Genomic DNA, 24,061 nt, shown 5'->3' with positions numbered 1-24,061 from the left:
CGTCCACCCGCCGGAATCGATGTGAGTCGATCTCCATCCGGCCGTTAGGATTTCGACCATGGCGGCCACTGGATCCGAGAAGCAGGGAGCGGACGAGAGCGCGAAGGCGTTCTACGTCTCGACCCCCATCTACTACGTAAACGACGCTCCTCACCTGGGCCACGCCTACACGACCGTTGCAGGGGACGTGCTCACGCGCTGGCACCGTCAGCGCGGCGAGAAGGTGTGGTACCTCACCGGCACGGACGAGCACGGTCAGAAGATCATGCGCACGGCCGAGGCGAACGACGTCACCCCCCAGGAGTGGTGCGACAAGCTCGTCACCGAGGCATGGAAGCCCCTCTGGGAGCACCTGAACATCGCGAACGACGACTTTATCCGTACGACGGAGAAGCGTCACACGGACCGCGTACAGGAGTTCGTCCAGGACCTGTACGACAAGGGCGAGATCTACAAGGGCGGGTACGAGGGCCCGTACTGCGTGGGCTGTGAGGAGTACAAGCTCCCGGGCGACCTGATCGACGGCGAGGGCTCCTTCGAGGGTCAGAAGCTCTGCCCGATCCACAAGAAGCCGGTGGAGCTCCTCAAGGAGGAGAACTACTTCTTCAAGCTCAGCGAGTACGGCGACAAGCTCCTGGCCCTGTACGAGGCGAACCCGGGCTTCATCCAGCCGGAGTCGGCGCGCAACGAGGTCGTGAACTTCGTCCGCCAGGGCCTTCAGGACCTCTCCATCTCGCGCTCGACGTTCGACTGGGGCGTCAAGGTCCCCTGGGACGACAAGCACGTCATCTACGTCTGGGTCGACGCCCTCCTGAACTACGCGACGGCCGTCGGCTACGGCGCGAACCAGGAGAAGTTCGACGAGACGTTCCCGGCCAACGTCCACCTCGTCGGCAAGGACATCCTCCGCTTCCACGCGGTGATCTGGCCCGCGATGCTGCTCGCGCAGGGCCTCCCGGTTCCCGGCAGGGTCGCGGCGAACGGCTGGCTGATGGTCGGCGGCGAGAAGATGTCGAAGTCGAACCTGACCGGCATCAAGCCCCAGGACCTCACGTCCCACTTCGGCGTGGACGCGTACCGCTGGTACTTCCTGCGGGCGATCGCGTTCGGCAGCGACGGCTCGTTCTCGTGGGAGGACTTCTCCGCCCGCTACACGAGTGAGCTGGCGAACGACTACGGCAACCTCGCCTCGCGCGTCGCGGCGATGGTCGGCAAGTACTTCGGCGGCGCCCTGCCCGAGGCCACCGCTCCCGGCGAGGCCGAGCAGGCGGTCCAGGACGGCCTCGCCAAGGCCGTCGCGGACGCCGACCGCGCGATCGGCGAAGAGCTGGACTTCCAGTCCGGCATCCTCGCCATCTTCGCCTTCGTCAAGCAGGTCAACGGCTACATCACGGAGCAGGAGCCGTGGAAGGTCGCCAAGGACGACAGCCCGGAGGGCAAGGCCCGCCTGGCGACGATCCTCTACACGGCGGCGGAGTCCCTTCGCGCGGTGGCGGTCCTCCTCAACCCGATCATGCCGGAGACCTCCCAGAAGCTCTGGGACTCCCTCGGCGCGGAGCCCCTCCTGGGCGCCCTCGCCGACCAGGACGTCCGGGCCGCCGCCACGTGGGGCACGCTCCCCGCGGGCGCGACGGTGACGAAGGGCGCGGTGCTGTTCCCCCGCTTGGAGGAGAAGCCGACCGTGTAGCGACACCTGTCGTACGCGGAGAGGGCCGGATCCGTCACACACGGACTCCGGCCCTTCGTCCTTCGTCATGCCGCGCTCAGTGCACCCAGTCCTTCAACGGCTCGGTGTCCACCTCGATCCCCACCGGATCCGGCAACGCGACGCGCTTGCCGAACGGCACCGTCACCACCACCTCGTACCGCTCCCCGTCGGGCTGCGAGTGCACCTTGACCTCACAGGTGTCGCGGTCGATCAGCAGATATACCGGGATGTCGCTCTCGGCGTAGGCGCGTGGCTTCTCGACCCGGTCGCGGCCATCGGTGTCGGCGTCGCCCGAGGTGACCTCCACGACCATGAGCACGCCGTCCGTGGAGGCCCACTCCCCCTGCCCCACGAAGGTGTCGATGGGAGCGAGAGCGCCATCAGGTCGTGCGTTCCCCTTACGGTAGGTCTCGATGCGCAGGCCCTGGTCGGGAAAGAGCCAGAGGCCCTGCCGCGACTGGATGCAGATCTGTGTCAGCCACGCGATGATCCGCCCGTGGTCACCATCCGGCCCCGCCTTGACCCCCAGTTGCCCGTTGACGAACTCCAGTCGCAGCGCTTCGTTCGTCCGTATGGCGTGGCGAGCGAGCTCCTCGAATGCGTCCTGGGTCAAGACACTGGCCCGTCCATCCACGACGCTCATGACGGCCTTCTTCGGATCGGGTGACGTCATCCAAATTACGGGGGCCGACGGCCGGTGCGCGCCCCGGCGTGACGGTGAACGTCAGGCTTCGTCGCCGTCGAACAGGGCAGCCGCGTCGGTCACCTCGTAGCAACGGTCGAGCCACACCGCGAGGCGGTCCAGGTCAGCACAGGACCGCACCCGCTCCCGGTCTGCCTCCGACAGCTCGATGCCGCGCCAGTCGAGCGTGCGCAGGATCGCCTGGCCCCGTTCCTCGGCTCGCGCCTCGCCGCGACCTTCTTCCCGCACCTTCTCGGCGACCTCGTGGCGGAAGAAGTAGTTGGTCGTCGTCATCAGGTCCCTCCAGATTTTCTGTGCCTGGGGGTCGACCAGGCCTGACTCGGTGAGCTGGGCGAAAATCGCCGCGCTGTCGGGGTCGATGGTTTCCAGACCGGCGGCCAATGCCACCAGTATGGCGGCGGTATCCGGCCCCTTTCCATGCGTAATCGCCGAGAACACGGCGAGCGGGACGTCTCTCGCGACCTCCTTCTCGTCCGCGATGACCGGCACGCTGTCCGGGCCCAGCACGAGCGGCCGCACCGTCAGCGTGGACCAGCCCGGCAGTCCGAACTGGATGGGCTTCGCGGCCCAGCGGGCCGTCGACGAGCTCTGCGTCAGGACGATCAGCACGGGCTCACAGCGGTACTTCTCGTAGAGGTACGAGAGGTAGTACGCCCAGCTGCCGCGCTTCGCCTCGTCCTTCTTGCCCTGTGACTCGATGACGAACAGGTAGTTGCCATCATCGGTGTCCATCCTCAGCAGGGTGTCGCAGCGGCGCTCGATGGGTTCGATCTCGGTGAGGTCCGCGTTGAGGATCGCGATGTCCCGGGGCTCCGGGAACGGGATGTGGAGCAGGCGCTCAAAGGAACGGATCAGCAGAGCCGTGTCCTTCTGGAAGATCCGGTGCAGTGCCTCGTGTGACGAGCTGACCATCGGTTCTCCTTTCTGTTCGGCGTGATCAACGAGCTACGCCGCACTTAGTTCGCACCAGACGTGCTTGCCGGGTTCCATGGCTCCCGGGTACCAGCCCCATCCGTCCGCACAGGCCCGCACGAGATCGAGGCCCCGCCCTTGCTCGTCGCCCGCGTCGCCCGCGTCGGCGGTGCGCGGGGGTGGGGCGGGCGGCGTGGGGTCGGCGTCCCAGGCCCCTACGCGGAGGACTCCGTCGCAGTAGCGGACGCGGAGGGCGGCGGGGCCTTTGGTGTGCCGCACGGCGTTGGAGACGAGTTCTGTGGCCAACAGTTCGGCCGTGTCCGAGAGTTGCGGCAGGCAGTGCATCGTAAGGATGAGGCGGAGGGCGCGGCGGCAGATCGTGACGGCGCGCAGGTCGTGGGGGATGTACAGGGTGTACTCCCAGGGTTCGGCGGCGACGCCGTTGTCGCTTGAGGGCATGCGAGAACTCCTAGTGGCGTGAGGGGAGTTACCGAACGCGGCGGGCTCTGGGCGGTGGCAGTGTCACGTCCGTCATGGCATGACGGGGTGGTGCGCTTCCGAACTCCCGGTCTCGCAGCGTGTGCGACGCGTCACCGGCGGTATTTCCTAACTTTAGGAACTTGCAAGCCGTTGCCGTATTCTGACGCCCGAACGAGCTATAAGGATCCGGCAGTTGGGACGAGGGGTACTCATGCCGCCAAGAAGGCACCTCACCGCCCGCAGGGTCCGTCTGGGCGCCGAGCTCCGCAAACTGCGCGAGGCTACGGGCATGAAGGCCCGGGAAGCCGCAGCCCTGCTCGGGGCGGATTCGGTGCAGATAAGCCAGATTGAGTCCGGAGTCGCAGGCGTGAGCGCCGAACGCGTACACCGCCTCGCCGCCCATTACGACTGCACCGACGAGGCGCTTATCGACGCTTTGAAGGTCATGGCCACTGACCGCACACGAGGCTGGTGGGAGGAGTACCGCGGGATTCTCCCACCGGTATTCCTGGACGTCGCCGAGGTGGAGCACCACGCGACGTACCTGCGTGAGGTGGTGATCACCCACGTACCAGGGCTCCTGCAGACTGCGGACTACGCCCGGGCCATCTATTCGTACATGGTGCCGGACCTACCACCCAGCGAGCTGGAACCCCGAGTGGAACACCGCATCAGGCGAAGAGCCGTCATCGACGGAGATGACCCCACTCCGTACGAGACGATCATTCACGAATTCGCCCTACGCATCCGCGTCTCCGACCGCAGGGTCGCTCGCGCTCAACTCGACGCGATCTTGGACCAGCTGGAACACGAGCACACGACCGTACGCATCGTGCCAACCGATCAGGACGGCTTTGCCGGCGCCGGGGCGTCGATGATGTACACCGGTGGCCCGGTGCCTCAACTGGACACTGGGCTGCGGGACTCTCCCACCGGCACCGCATTCCTCGATGCCGAACCGCAACTGAAACGCCTTCGAACATTGTTCCGTAAGGTGGAGAAGGCGTCCCTGGACCCCACGGCATCAAGGGACTTCATCCACCGGTTGTCGAAGGAACTGTGAGGCGTACCCATGACCCCGGCTCCGCACTGGCAGAAGTCCACCTTCTCCGACGGCGGCGACGGCAACACCTGCATAGAGCTGGCCGTCACCAGCAGCCTCATTCGTCTCCGCGAAAGCGACGAGCCCACCAAGGAACTGCACATCAACCAAACCGCCTTGGCGCGCCTCCTGCTCACCCTCAAGAAGGGCGGCTGATGAACCTCACCTCCTGGCAGAAGTCCACCTTCTCCGGCGGCGGCATGGGTAACGACTGCGTGGAACTGGCCAGCACCGACAACCACATCCACCTCCGCGAGAGCGAATCCCCCGCCACCGAACTGATCACCACCCCCGCCCCCCTCGCCACGCTCCTCCGAGCCGTGAAGGCCGAGGCCGGGCAGGGGCCGACCAGCTCTCCCCACCGCTAGACGCCGCTCAGCCCCCGTAAGACCCCACCAACCGCGCCAACTGCCGCCCCACCGCCCGCAACGGCTCCTCGCTGCGGGCGACCTGCGCCGTCACCTCGGCGCCTTCCAACGCGCCGATCACGGTCGTCGCCACCTCGCGCGCGTCCTGCGCCGCGAACCCCGCGCCGAGCAGCCGCTCCTCGACGATCCGCTCCCAGCCGCGCAGCGCATCCGCGCAGACCCGCTGGATCTCCGAGTCCGTGCCGAGCGTCTCCAGGGCCGCCGCCGTGACCGGGCAGCCATCGACCCACCCCGACTCCCGCAGGCCGACGGCGAGTTCGCCCGCGCAGCGCTCGATCGCGGCGCCCGGGTCGGCGTCACCGCCAGCCAGCCCCGCCCGCAGCACCTCCGCGAACTCCTCGGCGCTGTAGGTGAGCGCGGCCACCGCGACGGCCTCCTTCCCGCCGGGGAAGAAGTGGTAGACGGAGCCGAGCGTGGCCTCCGCCTCCTTGGCGATCTGCTTGATTCCGGTGCCCACATAGCCCTGCCGCTGAATCAGGCGGGCGGCGACGGCGACGATCCGGTCGCGGGTGCCGAGGGCCGCGCCGGGCGCTTCACCGGTGCCGGGGACTGAACTTTTCTGGGCCATCCCCCCACTCTACCCACCCACTAAGTAGAGCGTTCGTTCTAGAGCTGTGCTATGTTCTCCCCACGCACTGGATAGAGCGCTCGTTCTAGTAACTCCCCGCGACCGACTGGAGCCACGCATGCCTGCCACACCGCAGCCCAACCCGTCCGTCACCGTCATCGGCCTCGGCCCCATGGGTCAGGCCATGGTCGCCGCCTACCTCGACCGCGGCTACGACGTCACCCTCTGGAACCGCACCCGGTCCCGCGCCGACGCCCTGGTGGAGCGCGGTGCGATATTCGCCGAGAGTGCCGAGAAAGCCCTGCTGGCCAACGATTTGGTGATCCTCAGCCTCACCGACTTCGACGCGATGTACGCGATCCTGGAGCCCGCCAGGACGGCGGTCGCCGGGCGCACCGTCGTGAACCTCAGCTCGGACACCCCGGAGAAGGCGCGGGCAGGCGCCCGGTGGGTGACGGAGCTCGGCGGAACCCACCTCACCGGCGGCGTCCTGTGCCCCCCGCCCCTGATCGGCACGCCTGACACGTCGACGTTCTACAGCGGCCCGCGCGAGGCGTACGACACCCATCGCGACGCCCTCGAAGTGATCACCGGCAAGACGGACCACCGGGGCGAGGACCCGGGCATGGCCGCGCTCATGTACCAGCTGAACATGGCCATCTTCTGGCCCTCGATGATCGCCTACTGGCAGGCCGTGGCCCTCGCCGACGCCCACGGCCTCACGGCCACGGAGATCGCCCCCTACGCCTCGGAGAACTTCGCGGGCATGGGCCACTTCATCGACTTCTACGCCCCCCGCATCGACGCGGGCAACCACGCGGGAGACGTGGACCGCACCGCGATGGGCCTGGCCAGCATGGACCACGTCGTCCACACGGCGGCGGACGCCGGAGTGGACACGGCGTTCCCGGAGGCGGTGCAGGACATCTTCCGCCGCGTGGTGCAGGCGGGCCACGGCGCGGACAGCTTCAGCAGCGCGGTGGAACTGATGAAGAAGCGCTGACGGCACTCCACAGCCGACAGGCAAGACCAGACGCGACGACGAGACGGCTGAACGTTTCTGCCGCACTCGAAAGGGTGATCGCAGTCCACTGATCCGATTTCCGCACACGGCACCGCCTAGCTTCGCCCCATGGTCACCTCATGCCATGAAGCCTCACACCGGATCTTCCAGGAACGCCCGGAGATCCTCGGACCCGTCTTCGGGTTGCTCGGCGTCCCGCCGCCCGCCAAGGCGGTCGTGGAAGTCCTCACCCCCGACACCACAGAGATCCGTCCCATCGAGCGCCGCGTCGACAGCGTGCTCCGCGTCGAGCCGTCCGACGGCTGCGACAGCTTCCTCCTGGCCATCGAGGCCCAGGGGCGGCGCGACGCCGACAAGGAAGCGAGCTGGGCGTACTACGTCGCGTATCTGCAGGCGAAGTACCACCTGCCGGTGCTGCTGCTCGTGGTCTGCCAGGACAAGGCGACCGCGAACTGGGCGGCGGGGCCGTTCGCATGTGGCGCACTGGGATGGACGGCGCTCAGCACGCACCCGCTCGTCCTGGGGCCCGAGAACGTACCCGTCATCACCGATCCGTCCGTGGCGGCACGGGACTTGGCGATGGCGGCGTTCTCGGCCCTGACACATGGCCGGAGCAAGGACGCCAACGCCATACTGGAAGCGCTGGCTCGTGCCCTGCGCGCAACCGACAAGCAGTCCGCCGACTACTACAGCGACCTGCTGGACATCGGCCTGGGGAACACCCCGGCCGGAGCGGAATGGAGAGAACTCATGACGTTCGTCAGTTACTTCCCGGGCCGGGGCACGCTCCGCGAGCAGGCGTACCTCGAAGGCAAGGAAGAAGGTAAGGCCGAAGGTAAGGCCGAAGGTAAGGCCGAAGGTAAGGCCGAGGGCAAGGCCGAAGGCGCAGCAGTCACCGCCGGCACTGTCGTCCGCCTCCTCGACCAACGCCTCGTCCCCCTCCCCGACGACGTCCGCGAGCACATCACCACCTGCACCGACCTCGAAGTCCTCACCCGCTGGCTGGACCGGGCCTTCACGGCCAACACCGTCGAGGAGCTCTTCGCCGAGGACCCGCCCCCGGCACCGTAAGCACTCCTCCCACCATACCGCACACCGTACGCACTACGCGAACGGTGTGCGCTACGATGGTGACGGTCAAGTCCGCACATGTACGAGGAGGCCGCCGCCGTGCCCGCCGACCAGACGCCCCCCGAGCAGAAGTCCGCCGACCAGAAGCCCGAGATCGCCTCCGTGTGGACCCGGCCGCGCCGACAGCGCGAGCAGCTGAGCCGGGAGCAGATCGTCGCCGAGGCCGTGAAGCTGCTCGACGCCGACGGGCTCGAAGCGCTCAGCATGCGCAGGCTCGGCACCCGACTCGACGCGGGCGCCACCTCTCTCTACCGCCACGTCGCCAACAAGGACGAGCTGATCGAGCTGGTCGTCGACGAGGTCTACGGCGAGCTGGCGGTGCCCGCCGCGAGCGGTGCCGACGGCTGGCGCGACGCGGCGGGCCGCAGCGCCTACAGTCTGCGCGCGATGATCCTGCGCCACCCCTGGGTGGCGTCGGTTCTCGGCCAGGTCGGTCTCATCCACCTCGGCCCGAACGTGACGAAGATGTCGCAGCGGATGGCGGCCGTCTACGACACCGCCGGCTTCCCCGCCGAGGAGACCGAGCAGGCGCTGAACACCGTCATCTCGTACGTCATCGGCATGGCCACGAGCGAGGCCGCGTATCTGTCGCTGATCGCCCGCAGCGGCAAGACGGAGCGGGAGTTCGCGGCGAGCCTCCCGGGTGGCCCGGGGAGTGGTTCGTCGGAACAGCCTGGCTCTCGTGACGACGATCCCGCCAAGGTCCGCGAGGAGACCTTCGACTACGGCCTCCAGCGGGTGCTCGACGGGCTCCAAGTGCGGCTCGCGGCCCGCTGAGGGGTCGGGAGTGACGGAGGACTGACGGAGGGACTGACGCAGGGCTGACGGAGGGTTGACAGCGCGCTGACCCCGCCTCACGGTGAGCTAAGTCATGTGGACTGATGGCTTAATTTGACGCCGCCTTCACACTCCCCTACGTAAGCTTCACCACATGGCCACGACTCCCTCTTCCGACCGGCGACGTACCGCCGACGAGGTCAACGAGGAGATCCGGGCGCTGTGGATGGGTGCCGGCGGACGGCTGCGGCCCGACGAGCGACGGGTGTACGAGCAGCTCGTCACCGAATGGGCCGAGGCCGAGGCCAACTCCTCGCGCACACACGCCGCCTGAGGTCACCTGGCGAAAACGAGCAGCGGAGAAGCGAGAAGGGGCCCGGGACCGAAAGGTCCCGGGCCCCTTCCTCAACCACAGGGCTACTGCACAGGCTTCCGCAGCGAAATGTTCAACTCCCGCAGCCGCGACTCGTCCAGCTCCGTCGGCGCGCCCATCATCAGGTCCTGCGCGTTGCCGTTGAGCGGGAAGGCGATCGTCTCGCGGATGTTCGGCTCGTCGGCCAGGAGCATCACGATGCGGTCGACGCCCGGGGCGATGCCACCGTGCGGCGGGGCGCCGAGGCGGAACGCGCGCAGCATGCCCGCGAACTCGTGCTCGACGGTCTCCGCGTCGTAGCCCGCGATCTCGAACGCCTTCAGCATGACCTCGGGCTCGTGGTTCCGGATGGCGCCGGAGGAGAGCTCGATGCCGTTGCAGACGATGTCGTACTGCCAGGCAAGGATGTCGAGCGGGTCCTTCTCCTGAAGGTCCTTCATGCCGCCCTGCGGCATCGAGAAGGGGTTGTGGGAGAAGTCGATCTTCCCCGTCTCCTCGTCCTTCTCGTACATCGGGAAGTCGACGATCCAGCAGAAGCGGAAGACGCCCTCTTCGAAGTGCCCGGCGCGCTTGGCGGCCTCGACCCGCACCGCCGACATGATCTTCGAGACCTCGTCGAACTCGCCCGCACCGAAGAAGACCGCGTGCCCGGCGGCCAGCGAGAGCCGCTCGGTCAGCTCCGCGACGTTCGCCTCCGTCAGGAACTTGGCGATCGGGCCCGTCAGCGAGCCGTCCTCGGCGACGCGCACCCAGGCGAGGCCCTTGGCGCCGTGCTCGACGGCGTAGTCACCGAGGCCGTCGAAGAACTTGCGGGACTGCGAGGCCGTGTCCGGCACCGGCAGCGCGCGCACGTGCTTGCCCGCGAAGGCCTTGAACTCCGAGCCCTCGAAGATGTCCGTGATGTCGTGCAGTTCGAGCTTGGCGCGCAGGTCGGGCTTGTCGTTGCCGTACTTCAGCATCGACTCGCGGAACGGGATGCGCGGGAAGGGAGACGTCACCTCGCGGCCGCCGCCGAACTCCGTGAAGAGCTCGGTCATCAGCCGCTCGATGGGCTGGAAGACGTCTTCCTGCTCGACGAAGCTCATCTCGACGTCGAGCTGGTAGAACTCGCCCGGCGAGCGGTCCGCGCGCGCGTCCTCGTCGCGGAAGCAGGGCGCGATCTGGAAGTAGCGGTCGAAGCCCGAGATCATCAGCAGCTGCTTGAACTGCTGCGGGGCCTGCGGCAGGGCGTAGAACTTGCCGGGGTTCAGACGGGAGGGGACGACGAAGTCGCGGGCGCCCTCGGGGGAGGTCGCGGTGAGGATCGGCGTCGCCATCTCGTTGAAGCCGAGGGCCACCATCTTGGAGCGGATCGACGCGATGACGGCCGACCGCAGCATGATGTTGCGGTGCATGCGCTCGCGGCGCAGGTCCAGGAAGCGGTACTCCAGGCGGCGCTCCTCGTTCACACCGTCCTCGGCATTGATCGTGAAGGGCAGCGGTCCTGCCGCGCCGAGCACCTCGACCTCGGCGGCCTCGATCTCGACCTCGCCGGTGGGCAGCTCCGGGTTCACGTTCTCCGCGCCGCGCGAGACGACCTTGCCGTCGACGCGGACGACCGTCTCCTTGGACAGCTTGTCCAGGACCTCGGCGGCCTTGGTGCCCGGGCGGGCCACCAGCTGCGTGATGCCGTAGTGATCGCGGAGATCGATGAAGAGAATGCCGCCCAGGTCTCGGCGATTGTGCAGCCAGCCGCTCAGCCGGACGTCGGTGCCGACGTCAGAGGCGCGGAGCTCGCCGCAGGTGTGGGACCTGTACCGATGCATCGTCGTTCATCCAGTCTTCGCGAATAGGGGAGAGAGCAGACGCTCCCAGGCTGCAGACTCTCCCAAGGCTACCGTCCGGGCGGAGATCGCTTTCCGGATATCCGCCGTGGCCGCGGCGGCGGGTGGCTCCGTCGCCGGCCGGCCGCCGGGCCAGAGGTCACGGGGCCTCGGTGGCGGCCCGGCCCCTCATCTTCCTAAAGTGGGTCAATGCGCACCGACGATCCCCCCTCGCAGGTGGGGGACGACCCCCTCTCGCAGTGGGGGGACGACTCCCTGCCTCCCGTACGGGACGTCCTGGCGGCCATCGCGACCGGACTGTGGCGCTGGGACAACGCGTCCGGGACCGTCACGCTCGACGCCGAGGCGGCCAGGCTGCTCGGCCTGCCCGCGCGCGCCCGGACGCTGACCGAGTCGGCCGTGCGCTCCCGCTTCCACCCGGTCGACTGGAACGAGATCTACGGAACCGTCCAGCTCGCCGTCGCCGAGGGCACCCTCGCCGAGGCCCGGCTGCGGATCATGGACGAGACGGGACGGCGCGTACTGCGCACCGTACGCAGCCGCTCCAAGCCCGTCCTGCACGACGCGACCGAGGCGTACGAGCTGATCGGCACCCTGCAAGAGGTGACCGAGCCCGCGCCAGGGACCGCCGCCCGCACCCCCGTCACGGGCGACTGGCGCCGCTCCCGCGAGGCGTTCCTGCTGGACGCCGGGCGCGCGCTCGCCGAGGCGCGGTCGACGGAAGAGGTGCTGCGGGTCGCCGCGGGGCTCTCCATGCCGGGGTTCTCACCGGACGGGCTCGCGGTCTTCGGGGCGGCGGGCGACCGGCTGACGATCATCGGGCACCACGGCCACCAGCCGGGCGACGAGGGGCCCTTCTCCGCGATGCCGCTGGACACCGACTATCCGGCGGCCGAGGTGGTGCGCACCGGCCGTGCCGTCTACCTCTCCTCCCCGGAGGACTACCGCCGCCGCTATCCGGCGGCCTGGCCGCTGGCCCGGCGTTTCGAGCGGCAGTCGTGGGCGTTCCTGCCGCTGACCGTCGCGGGCCGCACGATGGGCGCGTGGATGGCGGCCTTCGCCTATCCCGTCTCCTTCACGCCCGACGAGCGTTCCGTCCTGACGACGGTCGCGCGGATGCTGGCGCAGGCCCTCTCCCGGGCCGGGGTCGCCGAGTCCGAGCGGGAGCTGACGGAGGGCCTCCAGCGCTCGATGCTGCCGATGCTGGGGCCGCAGATCCCGGGGATGAGCGTGGCGGCCCGCTATGTGCCGACCGGCGGGGGCCTCCAGGTCGGCGGCGACTGGTACGACATGATTCCGCTGCCCAGCGGCCGCATCGCCTTCGTCATCGGCGACGTACAGGGGCACGACGTGCGCGCGGCGGGCCTGATGGGGCAGCTGCGGATCGCCCTGCGCGCGTACGCCTCCGAGGGGCACCGCCCGGACGCGGTGCTGTCGCGGGCCACCCGCTTTCTTTCGGGGATGACGGAGTCCATCACCTACGGGTCGAGCGGCAGCGGCGCCGATGAGTCCACGGTGTACGACCCGCGCTTCGCGACCTGCCTGTACGTCGAGGCCGACCCGGCGACCGGCGTCCTGGAGATCGCCCGCGCCGGCCATCCCGAACCCGCGATACGCATGAGTGACGGAACGGTTCTGCTGCGGCCCACGGCGGGCGGTCTTCCGCTGGGCATCGACCCGGACGCGGACTATCCGACGACCCGCCTGGTCCTGGAGCCCGGCGAGACCATGCTGATCTGCACCGATGGCCTGATCGAGACGGGCGGCCACGACCTGGACAGCGGCTGGGCGCGGATCCGGACGATCCTGGAGGAGCACCCGGGCGACGGCGACGGGGGGCCGGACGGCCTGGAGCGGCTCGCCGACTCGCTCGTGCAGGCCGTGCACGGGCCCACCTCGCACTACACCACCGGCCCGCTCGCCGACCGCCGCGAGGACGACATAGCGGTCCTGCTGCTGAGCCGTACCGGCCGCCCCGAACAGCGCACGGACGCCCGCCGCACCGTCCTGACGGTCGCGCAGGCCGAGCCGGAGCGCGTCGCGGGCGCCCGCCGCCATCTGCGGGACCTGCTGCACGACTGGGCGGACGACGACCAGGTCGACTCGGCGGTCCTGATGGTCTCCGAGATGCTCACGAACGTCCTGGTGCACACCGATGGGGACGCCATGCTGGTCGCCGAGGTCACCGGCGAGCCGGGCGCGCGCCGGCTGCGGGCCGAGGTCGCCGACAGCAGCGACGACCTGCCGCACAAGCGGCGGCCGGGCGAGATGGCGTCGTCCGGGCGGGGCCTTGTCCTGATGGAGCTGCTCGCCGGGGCGTGGGGCGTGGACCCGCGCGGTGACGGCAAGAGCATCTGGTTCGAGCTCTACGAGGACGCGGGCTCCGGGGGGTCGACCGTGGACCCCGTGGTGGGGATCGGTGAGTAACGGGAGCGCAGCTCGGCCAGGATGCCGAAGGCGGCCGCCGTCAGCGGTACCGCGAGGAGCATGCCGATGATCCCGGCGACGGACGCGCCCGCCGTGATCGCCAGCATGACCACGGCCGGATGCATCTGCACCGTCCGGCTCTGGATCACCGGCTGGAGGATGTGCCCCTCCAGGACCTGCACGGCGAGGACCACGCCGAGTGCCCACAGCGCGATGGCGAAGCCACGGTCGGCGAGGGCGACCAGGACGGCGACCGCGCCGGACAGGAACGCCCCCAGGTAGGGGATGTACGCGCCCACGAACACGAGCGCGCCCAGGCCCACGGCGCCGGGCACACGCAGGACCAGCAGTCCGACGGTGATGCAGAGGGCGTCGATGAACGCGATGATCGTCGTACCCCGCATGAACCCCTCGATCGCCACGAAGGCGCGGCGCGCCATGGCCTCCACGACGTCGGCGGAGTCGCCCGGCGCGAGGGAGCGCAGAGAGGCCATGGCCCGGCCCGAGTCCCGCAGGAAGAAGAAGACCAGCAGGAGGGCGAGGACGGCCATGGCGATGACCTCGCCGACGACGCTGAGCCCGCTGAGCACCCCCGACGCGGCGGTCCCGCCGAACTTGCCGAGGAGTTCCTTGGCGTTGGAGGCCATGTCGTCGAGCGAGGTCCCGGCGGCGCCGAAGTACTTGGCGAGGTCGGTCGAGGCGGTCTTCAGGGAGGCGATGATCTGGTCGCCCGTGTCGATCAGGGCGTTGGCCACGATGTAGGTGACCCCGCCGACCACGGCGACGACGGCCGCGCAGGTCAGCCCGGCGGCCAGCGACCGCTGCACCCTCATCTTCAGCAGCCGCCGGTAGAGCGGTCCGAGGAGCGCGGTGCCGAGCAGCGCGAGCAGGACCGGGGTCACGGCCGTCTTGAAGGTGACGCACAGCCAGACACCGACGGCGGCCACACCGACGACGAGCAGGAGGACCACGCACCAGGCGGCCAGCCGCCGGGCGGGCTCGGGGAGAAGGGTCTGCACCCTCCCACCCGAGCACGCCACCCGGCGCCCCGCACGTTATGTACGGCTACGTGTCGCGGCTGTCCTGTACGGCTACATGCCGTGCACGGCCGGGACCGTCCCGAGCAGCCCCTTCTGGAAGTCCTCGAAGGCCTGCTGCAGCTCCGCCTGACTGTTCATCACGAACGGGCCGTAGTGCGCCATCGGCTCCCGGATCGGCTGCCCGCCGAGCAGTACGACCTCCAGGTCGGGGGCGTGCGCGTCCTGCCGCTCGTCCGCGCGGACGGTCAGCGAGGACCCGGCGCCGAAGACCGCGGTCTGCCCGCTGTGCACGGGGCGCCGCTCGGCGCCGACGGTGCCGCGTCCGGCGAGTACGTACGCGAGTCCGTTGAAGTCCGCGCGCCAGGGCAGCGTCACCTCGGCGCCGGGCCGCACGGTCGCGTGGATCATCGTGATCGGCGTGTGCGTGACGCCGGGGCCCTCGCGCCCGTCCAGCTCACCGGCGATGACGCGGAGCAGCGCGCCGCCGTCGGGGGAGGTGAGCAGCTGGACCTGGCCGCCGCGGATGTCCTGGTAGCGGGGGTCCATCATCTTGTCCTTGGCGGGCAGGTTCACCCACAGCTGGAGACCGTGGAAGAGGCCGCCGGACATGACGAGGGACTCCGGCGGCGCCTCGATGTGCAGCAGGCCGCTGCCCGCCGTCATCCACTGGGTGTCGCCGTTGCGGATGGTGCCGCCACCGCCGTTGGAGTCCTGGTGGATGAAGGTGCCGTCGATCAGGTACGTGACGGTCTCGAAGCCGCGGTGCGGGTGCCAGGGGGTGCCCTTCGGCTCGCCCGCTTCGTACTCCACCTCACCCATCTGGTCCATCATGATGAACGGGTCGAGGTGCTTGTAGTTGATTCCCGCGAAGGCGCGGCGCACCGGGAACCCCTCGCCCTCGAAGCCGCTGGGAGCGGTGGTCACGGCGAGCACGGGGCGCGCCACGGCGTCGGCCGGCGCCACCACTCGGGGCAGGGTCAGCGGGTTCTCGACGGTCACTGCAGGCATGGTCGGACCTCCTCGGAAACTGACTTTAGTTGAACGTAGAACTTTCTGCCACCTGAACGAATGAAACCCGGAGGACATTCCCTCCGGGTTCCTCCGGGTGTCACGGGTGGCTTGATCTGTTCCGGTCAGGAACCACGGTTCACGGACCGACCTGCTCCAGCTGGAGCCAGTCCAGGTTCCAGTTCTGGACCGCGCCCGCCTCCAGGGAGAGGCGCACGGTGTGGCGGCCGCGGGTCAGCTGCCGCGAGTCACGGCTGTCCTGGAGCGCGAAGGCGTGGTGGGCCGTCGTGTTGGCGACCCGCACGGCCTTGCCGGGCCTGCCGCCGTCGTAGGCGATCCGATAGGTCCCGGCGGGCGCGTACGGGGACGACGCACGGATCTTGAGCGTGTAGCGCCCGGCCTTCGGTACGTCCACTCCGTAGGTGAGCCACTCCGAGCCGCGCATCCAGCACACCGCCACCGCTCCGTCGTGGTCGCACACGTCGACGTTCTCGCCGTGCCGCCCCGGCCCGTCCCCCCGGTTCCCGGTGTCGGTGTCGCGGTACGCCACGCCCTCGCCGCCGGGGGCGTACTCCTCCGCCTGGACGCGTACCGCGCCGGGCGGCACGGCGTCCGCGGCGCCCTTGGTCAGGTAGGACCTGAGCGCCTCGACGTTGTCGGTCTGGAGGGCCGTCGCCCTGTAGTCGGCGATGAGCGCCGCCCAGCCGCGCGCGGGGTCGATCAGCGAGGCCTCGTCGGTGAACCGGGCCGCGTAGCCGTTCCGCATGGTGTTGAACCACACGCGGCCGGTCGACCGCAGCCCTTGGAGGAAGACGGGGGCGGCCACCTTGTCACGGACGTCGTCGAAGACGACCTCGAACGCGGGCGGCCGGTTCTCCCCGAACTCCTCCACGGATGGCGCGTTGGCGTCGTCCACCAGGTGCATGTACAGCGCGCCCCGATGACGGTCCAGGAACTCCCGCACCTCGGGCACGGGCGCCCTGGACTTGAAGAGGCCGTTGCGCACGGTGCCGGTCTCCTCCAGCACCCGCCAGACGGCCTCGCGGTCCTTCCATGCCTGGTCGAGGTTGACGAGGCCGAGTGTGCGAGCGACCTCCATGGCCTCGGCGAGCATGGGGATCCGTTCACCGGTGAGCGCCGCCCGGCGGCCGCCCAGGCCCGTGCGCAGGCGCAGGGCGCTCAGCTGGTCGTGGGTGAGGTCGGCGACGCGGCCTGTGCCGTTCGTGGTGCGGTCCACGGTCGCGTCGTGCATGAGCACCGGGACCCCGTCCTTGGTCAGCCGGACGTCCACCTCGACGATCTCGGCGCCGTCCGCGAAGCCCGCCCGGATCGCGGCGAGGCTGTTCTCGGGGGCCTTGCGCCACTGGCCCCGGTGGGCGACGGTCATGACGCCGACCTCGGGTCCATGGTCGAGGAAGTCCCGGTGGGCGCGCTCGGCCGGGGTCTCCGCGAAGGGCGCGGGCTCCGCCGCCCTCGTGGCCGGCGGCGCGGCGCCGAGCACCGTCGCGCACACGGCGACGGTCACGGCGATGGTCACGAGAACGGCGGGACGGCCGCTCGGGGCGGCGACGGCGCGGCGCGGGATCACGGACGAGGACATAGACGGGGACATAACGGACGAGGGCATAGCCGAGAGCATCCGTGCCGACCCGGCGTCCTCCACGACCGACGCGGCCTGTCACCCGTTCACCTCACGCGACGGCCCCCGTGATACCCCGTCCGGCCGCCGGGCCGCCGGGCGTCAGCCGTACACGCGGCGCGTTCAGCCGTACATGCGGCGCATCGCGAAGTCGACCATCTGCTCCACGGCCTTCGCGTCGAAGACCATGCGGTGCTCGCCCTCCATGTCCAGGACGAAGCCGTATCCGGTGGGGAGCAGGTCGATGACCTCCGCACCGGTGATCACGAAGTACTTGGAGTCCTTGCCCGCGTACCGGCGCAGCTCCTTGAGGGAGGTGAACATCGGGATCACGGGCTGCTGGGTGTTGTGCAGCGCGAGGAAGCCGGGGTTGTCACCGCGCGGGCAGTAGACCTTGGAGGCCGCGAAGATCTGCTGGAAGTCCTCGGCGGACATCGATCCGGTCGTGAAGGCCCGCACCGCGTCCGCGAGGGACGGTGGCGAGGGCTCGGGATAGAGGGGAGGCTGCTGGCCGTACCCACCGCCGGGCATGCCCTGCTGCTGCGGCGGCGGCTGCGCGCCCGGCGGGGCGTACTGCTGCTGGGCGCCAGGATTCTGGTCGTAGCCGTACATGAGTGGAAGCCTACTGAGTCACAGATGGACGGTTAGGGGTTGCATCTTATTACCGACGGGTAGCATCATCGTAGGCACTTGCTACTTGCTGGTATTCCATCCCTTTCCTGCTTACGGAGCCTTCGCCATGGGCCACTACAAGTCGAATCTCCGCGACATCGAGTTCAACCTCTTCGAGGTGCTCGGCCGCGACAAGCTGTACGGCACCGGCCCGTTCGCGGAGATGGACGTCGACACCGCCAAGAGCATCCTCGACGAGCTGCGCCGCCTCGCCGAGAACGAGCTGGCCGAGTCCTTCACGGACGCCGACCGCAACCCCCCGGTCTTCGACCCGGAGACCAACACCGCGCCCGTCCCTGCGTCCTTCAAGAAGAGCTACCAGGCCTTCATGGACTCCGAGTACTGGCGCCTGGGCCTGCCCGAGGAGATCGGCGGCACGACCTCGCCGCGCTCCCTGATCTGGGGCTACGCGGAGCTGCTGCTCGGCGCGAACCCGGCCGTGTGGATGTACTCGTCCGGCCCCGCCTTCGCCGGCATCCTCTTCGAGGAGGGCAACGAGGCGCAGAAGAAGGTCGCCTCGATCGCCGTCGAGAAGCAGTGGGGCTCCACGATGGTCCTGACCGAGCCCGACGCGGGCTCGGACGTCGGCGCCGGCCGCACCAAGGCGGTCCAGCAGGAGGACGGCTCCTGGCACATCGAGGGCGTGAAGCGCTTCATCACGTCCGGCGAGCACGACATGTCGGAGAACATCCTCCACTACGTCCTCGCCCGCCCCGAGGGCCACGGCCCCGGTACCAAGGGCCTCTCCCTCTTCCTGGTCCCGAAGTACGAGTTCGACTGGGAGACCGGCGAGCTGGGCGAGCGCAACGGCGTCTACGCCACGAACGTCGAGCACAAGATGGGCCTGAAGGCCTCCAACACCTGCGAGATGACGTTCGGCGACCGCCACCCCGCCAAGGGCTGGCTGATCGGCGACAAGCACGACGGCATCCGCCAGATGTTCCGCATCATCGAGTTCGCGCGGATGATGGTCGGCACGAAGGCGATCGCCACGCTCTCCACGGGCTACCTCAACGCCCTTGAGTACGCCAAGGAGCGCGTCCAGGGCCCCGACCTGGCCCAGTTCATGGACAAGACCGCGCCGAAGGTGACGATCACCCACCACCCGGACGTACGCCGCTCGCTGATGACGCAGAAGGCGTACGCGGAGGGCATGCGCGCGCTCGTGCTGCACACCGCGGCCGTCCAGGACGAGATCCAGGTCAAGGAGGCGGCGGGCGAGGACGCGTCGGCGCTGAACGCCCTGAACGACCTCCTCCTTCCCATCGTCAAGGGCTACGGCTCGGAGAAGTCGTACGAGCTGCTTGCGCAGTCGCTCCAGACGTTCGGCGGCTCGGGGTACCTCCAGGAGTACCCGATCGAGCAGTACATCCGTGACGCGAAGATCGACACCCTCTACGAGGGCACGACCGCGATCCAGGGCCAGGACTTCTTCTTCCGGAAGATCGTCCGCAACCAGGGCGCGGCGCTGAACGGCCTCGCCGAGGAGATCAAGAAGTTCCTGGCGGTCGGCACGGGCGGCGAGACGCTCGCCTCCGCCCGCGAGGAGCTGGCCAAGGCCGCGGTAGAGCTGGAGGCCATCGTCGGCGTCATGCTGACGGACCTCGCGGCCACGGAGCAGGACGTGAAGGCCATCTACAAGGTGGGCCTCAACACGACCCGCCTCCTGATGGCCTCGGGCGACGTCGTCGTCGGTTACCTCCTGCTGCGGGGCGCGGCGGTCGCCGCCGAGAAGCTGGAGACGGCCTCGGCCAAGGACAAGCCCTTCTACGAGGGCAAGATCGCCGCGGCCAAGTTCTACGCGACGAACGTCCTTCCCGGCGTCGCCGCCGAGCGGAAGCTCGCCGAGGGCGTTGACCTGGACCTGATGGAGCTGGACGAGGCGGCGTTCTAACTCCGCCGCACATCTCCACGCACCACCGGCCCGCTCTCCCCCCGGGGGGGCGGGCCGCCGCACGTCCGTCCACCGCCCGCCCTGTCCCGCCGCTCCGCACCCATGAGCCGGGCGCCACCACATGGCCTGTTCGGTTCCTGACCAATGCGCGGTAAACGGGCGGGTGGGTGGGAGACATCCGCCGCGGAGCGGCGGGACAGGGGTCAGCGCCGGGTACGTGGAGGAGAGCGGCGGCACAGGGACCGGCATCGCACAGGAAGCGGCCTGGCTAGGCTGGCGCCATGAGCACTCCCTCCCGCTTCGACCGCGGTCACACCGAAGACCTCATGTCCTTCCTGGCGGCCAGCCCCACGCCGTACCACGCCGTGGCGAGCGCCGCCGAGCGGCTGGAGAAGGCCGGCTTCCGGCAGGTGGAGGAGACCGACGCCTGGGACGGAACGACCGGCGGCAAGTACGTACTGCGAGGCGGCGCGATCATCGCCTGGTACGTCCCGGAGAGCGCCACCCCGCACACCCCCTTCCGCATCGCGGGCGCCCACACCGACTCCCCGAACCTCCGTGTGAAGCCGCAGCCCGACGCCGGCGCCCACGGCTGGCGCCAGATCGCGGTGGAGATCTACGGCGGCCCGCTGCTCAACTCCTGGCTCGACCGGGACCTCGGCCTCGCCGGCCGCCTGTCGCTGCGCGACGGCACGACGCGGCTCGTGAACATCGACCGGCCGCTGCTGCGCGTGCCCCAACTGGCCATCCACATGGACCGTTCCGTCCACACCGACGGGCTGAAGCTGGACAAGCAGAAGCACATGCAGCCCATCTGGGGCCTGGGCGACGACGTCCACGAGGGTGACCTCATCGGCTTCCTGGAGGAGGAGACCGGCCTCGGCGAGGGCGACGTCACCGGCTGGGACCTCATGACGTACTCCGTGGAGGCCCCCGCCTACCTCGGCCGTGACCGCGAGCTGGTCGCGGGCCCCCGCATGGACAACCTCCTGTCCGTGCACGCGGCGACGGCCGCCCTCACCGCCGTATCGGGCCGGGAGGACCTCCCGTACATCCCCGTGCTCGCCGCCTTCGACCACGAGGAGAACGGCTCGCAGTCCGACACCGGCGCCGACGGCCCGCTGCTCGGCAGCGTCCTTGAGCGGTCCGTGTTCGCGCGCGGCGGCTCGTACGAGGACCGGGCGCGCGCCTTCGCCGGCACCGTCTGTCTCTCCTCCGACACCGGCCACGCCGTGCACCCCAACTACGCCGAGCGGCACGACCCGACGCACCACCCCCGCGCCAACGGCGGCCCCATCCTCAAGGTGAACGTCAACAACCGCTACGCCACGGACGGCGCCGGACGCTCGGTGTTCGCCGCCGCGTGCGAGAGGGCGGGCGTGCCGTTCCAGTCGTTCGTCTCCAACAACGCGATGCCGTGCGGCACGACGATCGGCCCCATCACCGCGGCCCGGCACGGCATCAAGACGGTCGACATCGGCGTCGCCATCCTGTCGATGCACAGCGCGCGCGAGCTGTGCGGCGCGGACGACCCGCACATGCTGGCCAACGCGCTCGTGGCGTTCCTCGAAGGCTGAGGGGTCCCCTTCCCCGGCCCCGGGCGGTTTCCCGTGTGGTGGTGGCGGAGCCGGGTACACGGTGAAGTCGCAGCCACGACCACAGGGAGGCGGTCCATATGGGCCTGGGCGGATGCATCATTCTCATCGCCGTGGGCGCCATTCTCACGTTCGCGACCGACTGGAAGATGGAGGGCTTCAACGTCACCGTCGCCGGGCTCGTCATGATGGCGGTGGGCCTCATAGGCGTCGCCGCGTTCACCAGCATCGCGCGGCGCAGGCGTGCGGTGGTGCCACCGGTCGCGCCGACGACGGTCGTCGACCCCGACCAGGAGCGCAGGGGCTACTGATCCGCCGACACGGCACAGAGTGTCCGGAAAGTGACGGTTCGGGGTAGTCATGGCGCCATGAAGCTACTCGTACGCGACCGCTTGCTCGGCATCGGCGACGACTACTGGATCGAGGACGACCAGGGCCGCAAGGTCTTCCTCGTCGACGGCAAGGCGATGCGCCTGCGCGAGACCTTCGAGCTGAAGGACGCGCGGGGCAGGGTCCTCATCGACATCCGGGCCAAGATGCTCGCCCTGCGGGACACGATGGTGATCGAGCGGGAGGGACGCCCGCTCGCCACCGTCCGGCGCAAGCGCCTGTCCCTGCTGCGCAACCACTACCGCGTCACGCTGGTGGACGGCACCGAGCTGGACGTCAGCGGCAGGGTCCTGGACCGCGAGTTCGCCATCGAGTACGAGGGTGAGCTCCTCGCGGACATCTCGCGCCGCTGGTTCAGCGTGCGCGAGACGTACGGCCTGCACGTGGTGCGCGAGGACGCGGACACGGCGCTGCTGCTCGCCGTCGCGGTCTGCGTCATCCGCCTCGCGGAGAAGGAACGCGAGGACAACTGACCCTCTTCCAGCAGACGGCCCCCTCAGCCGACGTACCCTCAGCCGACGCCTCTCAGCGGCGGGGCGGATCCATCCCCAGCAGCCGGTCCTTCAGCGCCGGGAACTGCTCCCGCGTCGCCGCCACCTTCGCGGGATCGAGGTCGACGGTGAGGACCTCCTCGCCGTCACCCGCCTCCGCGAGGACCTCGCCCCACGGATCGACGACGACGCTGTGCCCGGCCTGCGGCACGCCCGCGTGCGTACCGCCCGTCCCGCACGCGAGGACGTACACCTGGTCCTCGACCGCCCGCGCCCGCGCGAGCAGCAGCCAGTGCTCACGCCGTCGCTCGGGCCACCCGGCGGGCACCACGAACATCTCGGCGCCCGCGTCGACGAGCCCCCGGAACAGCTCGGGGAAGCGCAGGTCGTAGCAGGTGGCGAGGCCGAGGGTGGCGGCCGGCGTCCGTACCGTAACGAGCCGTGAGCCCGCGCCCATCAGCACGGCCTCGCCCTTGTCGAAGCCGAAACGGTGGATCTTCCGGTAGGCGGCGGCCAGTTCCCCGTCGGGGGAGAAGACGAGGGACGTGTTGTAGAGGTCGTGGAGGGGCCCGTCGTCCGCGGCGGAGCCGCCGTCGGGCGCGGCGCGCTCGGGGATGGAACCGGCGTGCAGCCAGACGCCCGCGTCACGCGCGGCCTTCGCCATCACGTCGTACGTGGGCCCTTCGAGCGGCTCGGCCTCGCTCGCGAAGGAGTCGTACGCGAACGCCCCCGTCGTCCACAGCTCGGGCAGCACCACGAGATCGGGACGCTCCCGCGCCGCCACCTCACGCACCAGTGAAGAGACGCGCCCGCGGCGGGAATTGACCGGTTCGCCCTCGTCCACGGCGATCTGGATGAGAGAGGCGCGCACACTACCACCGTCCTGGCATTCGATCCGTCATCACCGTCAAGCACAGCCTACGATCGTCACACGAAAGCACTGCCGGGGTGCCTGCGGGCAGCGTACTGTGATTTTCCGGGGGACCCCCCCGGACCCCCACGACGCCACACAGACACCCACCGCCCGCGTACGACCGCCGAGGGGTCCCGTGAGTCTCCATCCCAGCCTGCAAAACTACGCCGATGCCTGGACGCACTCAGTTGAGGCGATAACCGAGCTGGTGACACCGCTCGCCGAGGGCGAGTGGAACTGGGCCACCCCGTGCCCCGGCTGGTCGGTGCGCGACATCGTCTCCCATGTCATCGGCCTCGACTGCGAGATGCTGGGCGACCCGCGGCCGATCCACTCGCTCCCCCGCGACCTGTACCACGTCCGGACCGAGGGCCAGCGGTACATGGAGATGCAGGTCGACGTGCGGCGCCACCACACCGCGCCGGAGATGACCTCCGAGCTGGAGTACACGATCATCCGCCGCTCCCGCCAGCTGCGGAACGAGTCGCGGGACCCCAGCACCAAGATCCGCGGCCCGCTCGGCTCCGAGCAGACCCTTGAACTGGCCATGCGGCTGCGGGCGTTCGACGTGTGGGTGCACGAGCAGGACCTGCGTACGACGCTGAAGAAGCCCGGCAATCTCGACTCCCCCGGTGCGTACGTCGCCCGGGACCTCCTCCTCCAAGGGCTGCCGAAGGTCGTCGCCAAGGAGGCGGGGGCGCCCGCGGGTTCGGCGGTCGTCTTCGACGTGAGCGGCCCCGTGGAGTTCCTGCGCACGGTGCGCGTGGACGCCGAGGGCAAGGGCACGGTGGACAGCGCGCCGTCGCTCGGCCCGCTCGCCACCATCGGCCTCGACTGGGACACGTACTTCAGGCTCGCCTGCGGACGCGTGACGTACGCGTCCGTGGCCGACCGGGTCAAGACAGAAGGCGACCAGGGCCTCGCGGAGGCGGTCCTGCGGAACTTCGCGGTGACGCCGTAGGC

At 69.5% G+C, this 24,061-nt stretch carries 24 protein-coding genes; 14 read left to right on the top strand and 10 right to left on the bottom strand.

Features of this window, described 5'->3' with window-relative positions; all coding sequences use genetic code 11:
• Window positions 1–58 precede the first annotated feature (58 nt).
• Window positions 59–1,687 carry a methionine--tRNA ligase gene (metG, locus tag ACWDVB_RS26390; RefSeq protein ID WP_451517137.1) on the top strand — a complete coding sequence of 543 codons (1,629 nt, stop codon included), beginning with the start codon at window positions 59–61 and terminating at the stop codon, window positions 1,685–1,687.
• A gap of 76 nt (window positions 1,688–1,763) precedes the next feature.
• Here the strand turns inward: metG and ACWDVB_RS26385 are convergent, their stop codons facing one another.
• The 3 genes from ACWDVB_RS26385 to ACWDVB_RS26375 form a co-directional block, all read right to left on the bottom strand.
• Entirely contained in the window at window positions 1,764–2,351 is a 588-nt protein-coding gene (locus tag ACWDVB_RS26385) for a Uma2 family endonuclease (protein WP_451517138.1), read from the bottom strand.
• Window positions 2,352–2,432: 81 nt separating this feature from the next.
• Window positions 2,433–3,323, bottom strand: coding sequence for a hypothetical protein (locus ACWDVB_RS26380; RefSeq protein WP_451517139.1), 891 nt, complete (start codon window positions 3,321–3,323; stop codon window positions 2,433–2,435).
• 33 nt (window positions 3,324–3,356) lie between these two features.
• Window positions 3,357–3,782, bottom strand: a complete 426-nt coding sequence (locus ACWDVB_RS26375; protein WP_451517140.1) for an ATP-binding protein — start codon at window positions 3,780–3,782, stop codon at window positions 3,357–3,359.
• Between the two features lie 232 nt (window positions 3,783–4,014).
• Here ACWDVB_RS26375 and ACWDVB_RS26370 point away from each other — a divergent pair, with 232 nt between their 5' ends.
• From ACWDVB_RS26370 to ACWDVB_RS26360, 3 genes are read left to right on the top strand one after another with little or no spacing between them, the layout of a single operon-like run.
• Window positions 4,015–4,866 carry a helix-turn-helix domain-containing protein gene (locus ACWDVB_RS26370; protein ID WP_451517141.1) on the top strand — a complete coding sequence of 284 codons (852 nt, stop codon included), beginning with the start codon at window positions 4,015–4,017 and terminating at the stop codon, window positions 4,864–4,866.
• 9 nt (window positions 4,867–4,875) lie between these two features.
• Window positions 4,876–5,061: a DUF397 domain-containing protein gene (locus ACWDVB_RS26365; protein ID WP_451517142.1), complete on the top strand. Its 186-nt coding sequence runs from the start codon at window positions 4,876–4,878 to the stop codon at window positions 5,059–5,061.
• Window positions 5,061–5,273: a DUF397 domain-containing protein gene (locus ACWDVB_RS26360; protein ID WP_451517143.1), complete on the top strand. Its 213-nt coding sequence runs from the start codon at window positions 5,061–5,063 to the stop codon at window positions 5,271–5,273. Before ACWDVB_RS26365 ends, ACWDVB_RS26360 begins: the two co-directional genes overlap by 1 nt.
• A gap of 7 nt (window positions 5,274–5,280) precedes the next feature.
• Here the strand turns inward: ACWDVB_RS26360 and ACWDVB_RS26355 are convergent, their stop codons facing one another.
• The gene (locus ACWDVB_RS26355; RefSeq protein ID WP_451517144.1) at window positions 5,281–5,901 is read right to left on the bottom strand and encodes a TetR/AcrR family transcriptional regulator; all 621 of its coding nucleotides are present in this window, start codon (window positions 5,899–5,901) and stop codon (window positions 5,281–5,283) included.
• Window positions 5,902–6,019: 118 nt separating this feature from the next.
• Between ACWDVB_RS26355 and ACWDVB_RS26350 the strand changes: the two genes are divergently transcribed.
• The 4 genes from ACWDVB_RS26350 (at window position 6,020) to ACWDVB_RS26335 (ending at window position 9,167) form a co-directional block, all read left to right on the top strand.
• On the top strand, window positions 6,020–6,904 hold the full coding sequence (locus ACWDVB_RS26350) for an NAD(P)-dependent oxidoreductase (protein ID WP_451517145.1): 885 nt from the start codon (window positions 6,020–6,022) through the stop codon (window positions 6,902–6,904).
• A gap of 129 nt (window positions 6,905–7,033) precedes the next feature.
• Window positions 7,034–7,996 (top strand): hypothetical protein, encoded by a 963-nt coding sequence (locus ACWDVB_RS26345; protein WP_451517146.1) that lies wholly within the window; start codon window positions 7,034–7,036, stop codon window positions 7,994–7,996.
• Between the two features lie 78 nt (window positions 7,997–8,074).
• The gene (locus ACWDVB_RS26340; protein WP_451517147.1) at window positions 8,075–8,833 is read left to right on the top strand and encodes a TetR/AcrR family transcriptional regulator; all 759 of its coding nucleotides are present in this window, start codon (window positions 8,075–8,077) and stop codon (window positions 8,831–8,833) included.
• Between the two features lie 154 nt (window positions 8,834–8,987).
• Entirely contained in the window at window positions 8,988–9,167 is a 180-nt protein-coding gene (locus ACWDVB_RS26335) for a hypothetical protein (protein ID WP_451517148.1), read from the top strand.
• Between the two features lie 83 nt (window positions 9,168–9,250).
• Here the strand turns inward: ACWDVB_RS26335 and aspS are convergent, their stop codons facing one another.
• A complete protein-coding gene (gene aspS, locus ACWDVB_RS26330) occupies window positions 9,251–11,011 on the bottom strand; it encodes an aspartate--tRNA ligase (protein ID WP_451517149.1) in 1,761 nt (586 codons plus the stop codon).
• A gap of 207 nt (window positions 11,012–11,218) precedes the next feature.
• Between aspS and ACWDVB_RS26325 the strand changes: the two genes are divergently transcribed.
• Window positions 11,219–13,456, top strand: coding sequence for a SpoIIE family protein phosphatase (locus ACWDVB_RS26325; RefSeq protein ID WP_451517150.1), 2,238 nt, complete (start codon window positions 11,219–11,221; stop codon window positions 13,454–13,456).
• Here ACWDVB_RS26325 and ACWDVB_RS26320 read toward each other — a convergent pair.
• From ACWDVB_RS26320 to ACWDVB_RS26305, 4 genes are all read right to left on the bottom strand, one after another.
• Window positions 13,396–14,475 (bottom strand): AI-2E family transporter, encoded by a 1,080-nt coding sequence (locus tag ACWDVB_RS26320; RefSeq protein WP_451517151.1) that lies wholly within the window; start codon window positions 14,473–14,475, stop codon window positions 13,396–13,398. The genes ACWDVB_RS26325 and ACWDVB_RS26320 overlap by 61 nt on opposite strands.
• A gap of 72 nt (window positions 14,476–14,547) precedes the next feature.
• Window positions 14,548–15,504 carry a pirin family protein gene (locus ACWDVB_RS26315; RefSeq protein WP_451517152.1) on the bottom strand — a complete coding sequence of 319 codons (957 nt, stop codon included), beginning with the start codon at window positions 15,502–15,504 and terminating at the stop codon, window positions 14,548–14,550.
• A gap of 139 nt (window positions 15,505–15,643) precedes the next feature.
• Entirely contained in the window at window positions 15,644–17,104 is a 1,461-nt protein-coding gene (locus ACWDVB_RS26310) for a glycerophosphodiester phosphodiesterase family protein (RefSeq protein WP_451517153.1), read from the bottom strand.
• Window positions 17,105–17,266: 162 nt separating this feature from the next.
• Window positions 17,267–17,755, bottom strand: a complete 489-nt coding sequence (locus ACWDVB_RS26305; RefSeq protein ID WP_451517154.1) for an SseB family protein — start codon at window positions 17,753–17,755, stop codon at window positions 17,267–17,269.
• A 127-nt stretch (window positions 17,756–17,882) separates the two neighbouring features.
• Between ACWDVB_RS26305 and ACWDVB_RS26300 the strand changes: the two genes are divergently transcribed.
• From ACWDVB_RS26300 to ACWDVB_RS26285, 4 genes are all read left to right on the top strand, one after another.
• Window positions 17,883–19,709 (top strand): acyl-CoA dehydrogenase, encoded by a 1,827-nt coding sequence (locus ACWDVB_RS26300; protein ID WP_451517155.1) that lies wholly within the window; start codon window positions 17,883–17,885, stop codon window positions 19,707–19,709.
• Window positions 19,710–19,990: 281 nt separating this feature from the next.
• A complete protein-coding gene (locus ACWDVB_RS26295; RefSeq protein ID WP_451517156.1) occupies window positions 19,991–21,286 on the top strand; it encodes a M18 family aminopeptidase in 1,296 nt (431 codons plus the stop codon).
• Between the two features lie 98 nt (window positions 21,287–21,384).
• Window positions 21,385–21,615 carry a hypothetical protein gene (locus ACWDVB_RS26290; protein ID WP_451517157.1) on the top strand — a complete coding sequence of 77 codons (231 nt, stop codon included), beginning with the start codon at window positions 21,385–21,387 and terminating at the stop codon, window positions 21,613–21,615.
• Between the two features lie 57 nt (window positions 21,616–21,672).
• Entirely contained in the window at window positions 21,673–22,167 is a 495-nt protein-coding gene (locus tag ACWDVB_RS26285) for an LURP-one-related/scramblase family protein (protein ID WP_451517158.1), read from the top strand.
• A 52-nt stretch (window positions 22,168–22,219) separates the two neighbouring features.
• Here ACWDVB_RS26285 and ACWDVB_RS26280 read toward each other — a convergent pair whose 3' ends face one another.
• Entirely contained in the window at window positions 22,220–23,056 is an 837-nt protein-coding gene (locus ACWDVB_RS26280) for a carbon-nitrogen family hydrolase (protein ID WP_451517159.1), read from the bottom strand.
• Between the two features lie 178 nt (window positions 23,057–23,234).
• Here ACWDVB_RS26280 and ACWDVB_RS26275 point away from each other — a divergent pair, with 178 nt between their 5' ends.
• Window positions 23,235–24,059, top strand: a complete 825-nt coding sequence (locus ACWDVB_RS26275) for a maleylpyruvate isomerase family mycothiol-dependent enzyme (RefSeq protein WP_451517160.1) — start codon at window positions 23,235–23,237, stop codon at window positions 24,057–24,059.
• The last annotated feature ends 2 nt before the right edge of the window (window positions 24,060–24,061 follow it).

Source organism: Streptomyces sp. NPDC003379 (assembly GCF_053589195.1).
The sequence above is the reverse complement of the archived record's forward strand: the minus strand, read 5'-3'. Positions and strand labels throughout refer to the sequence as shown.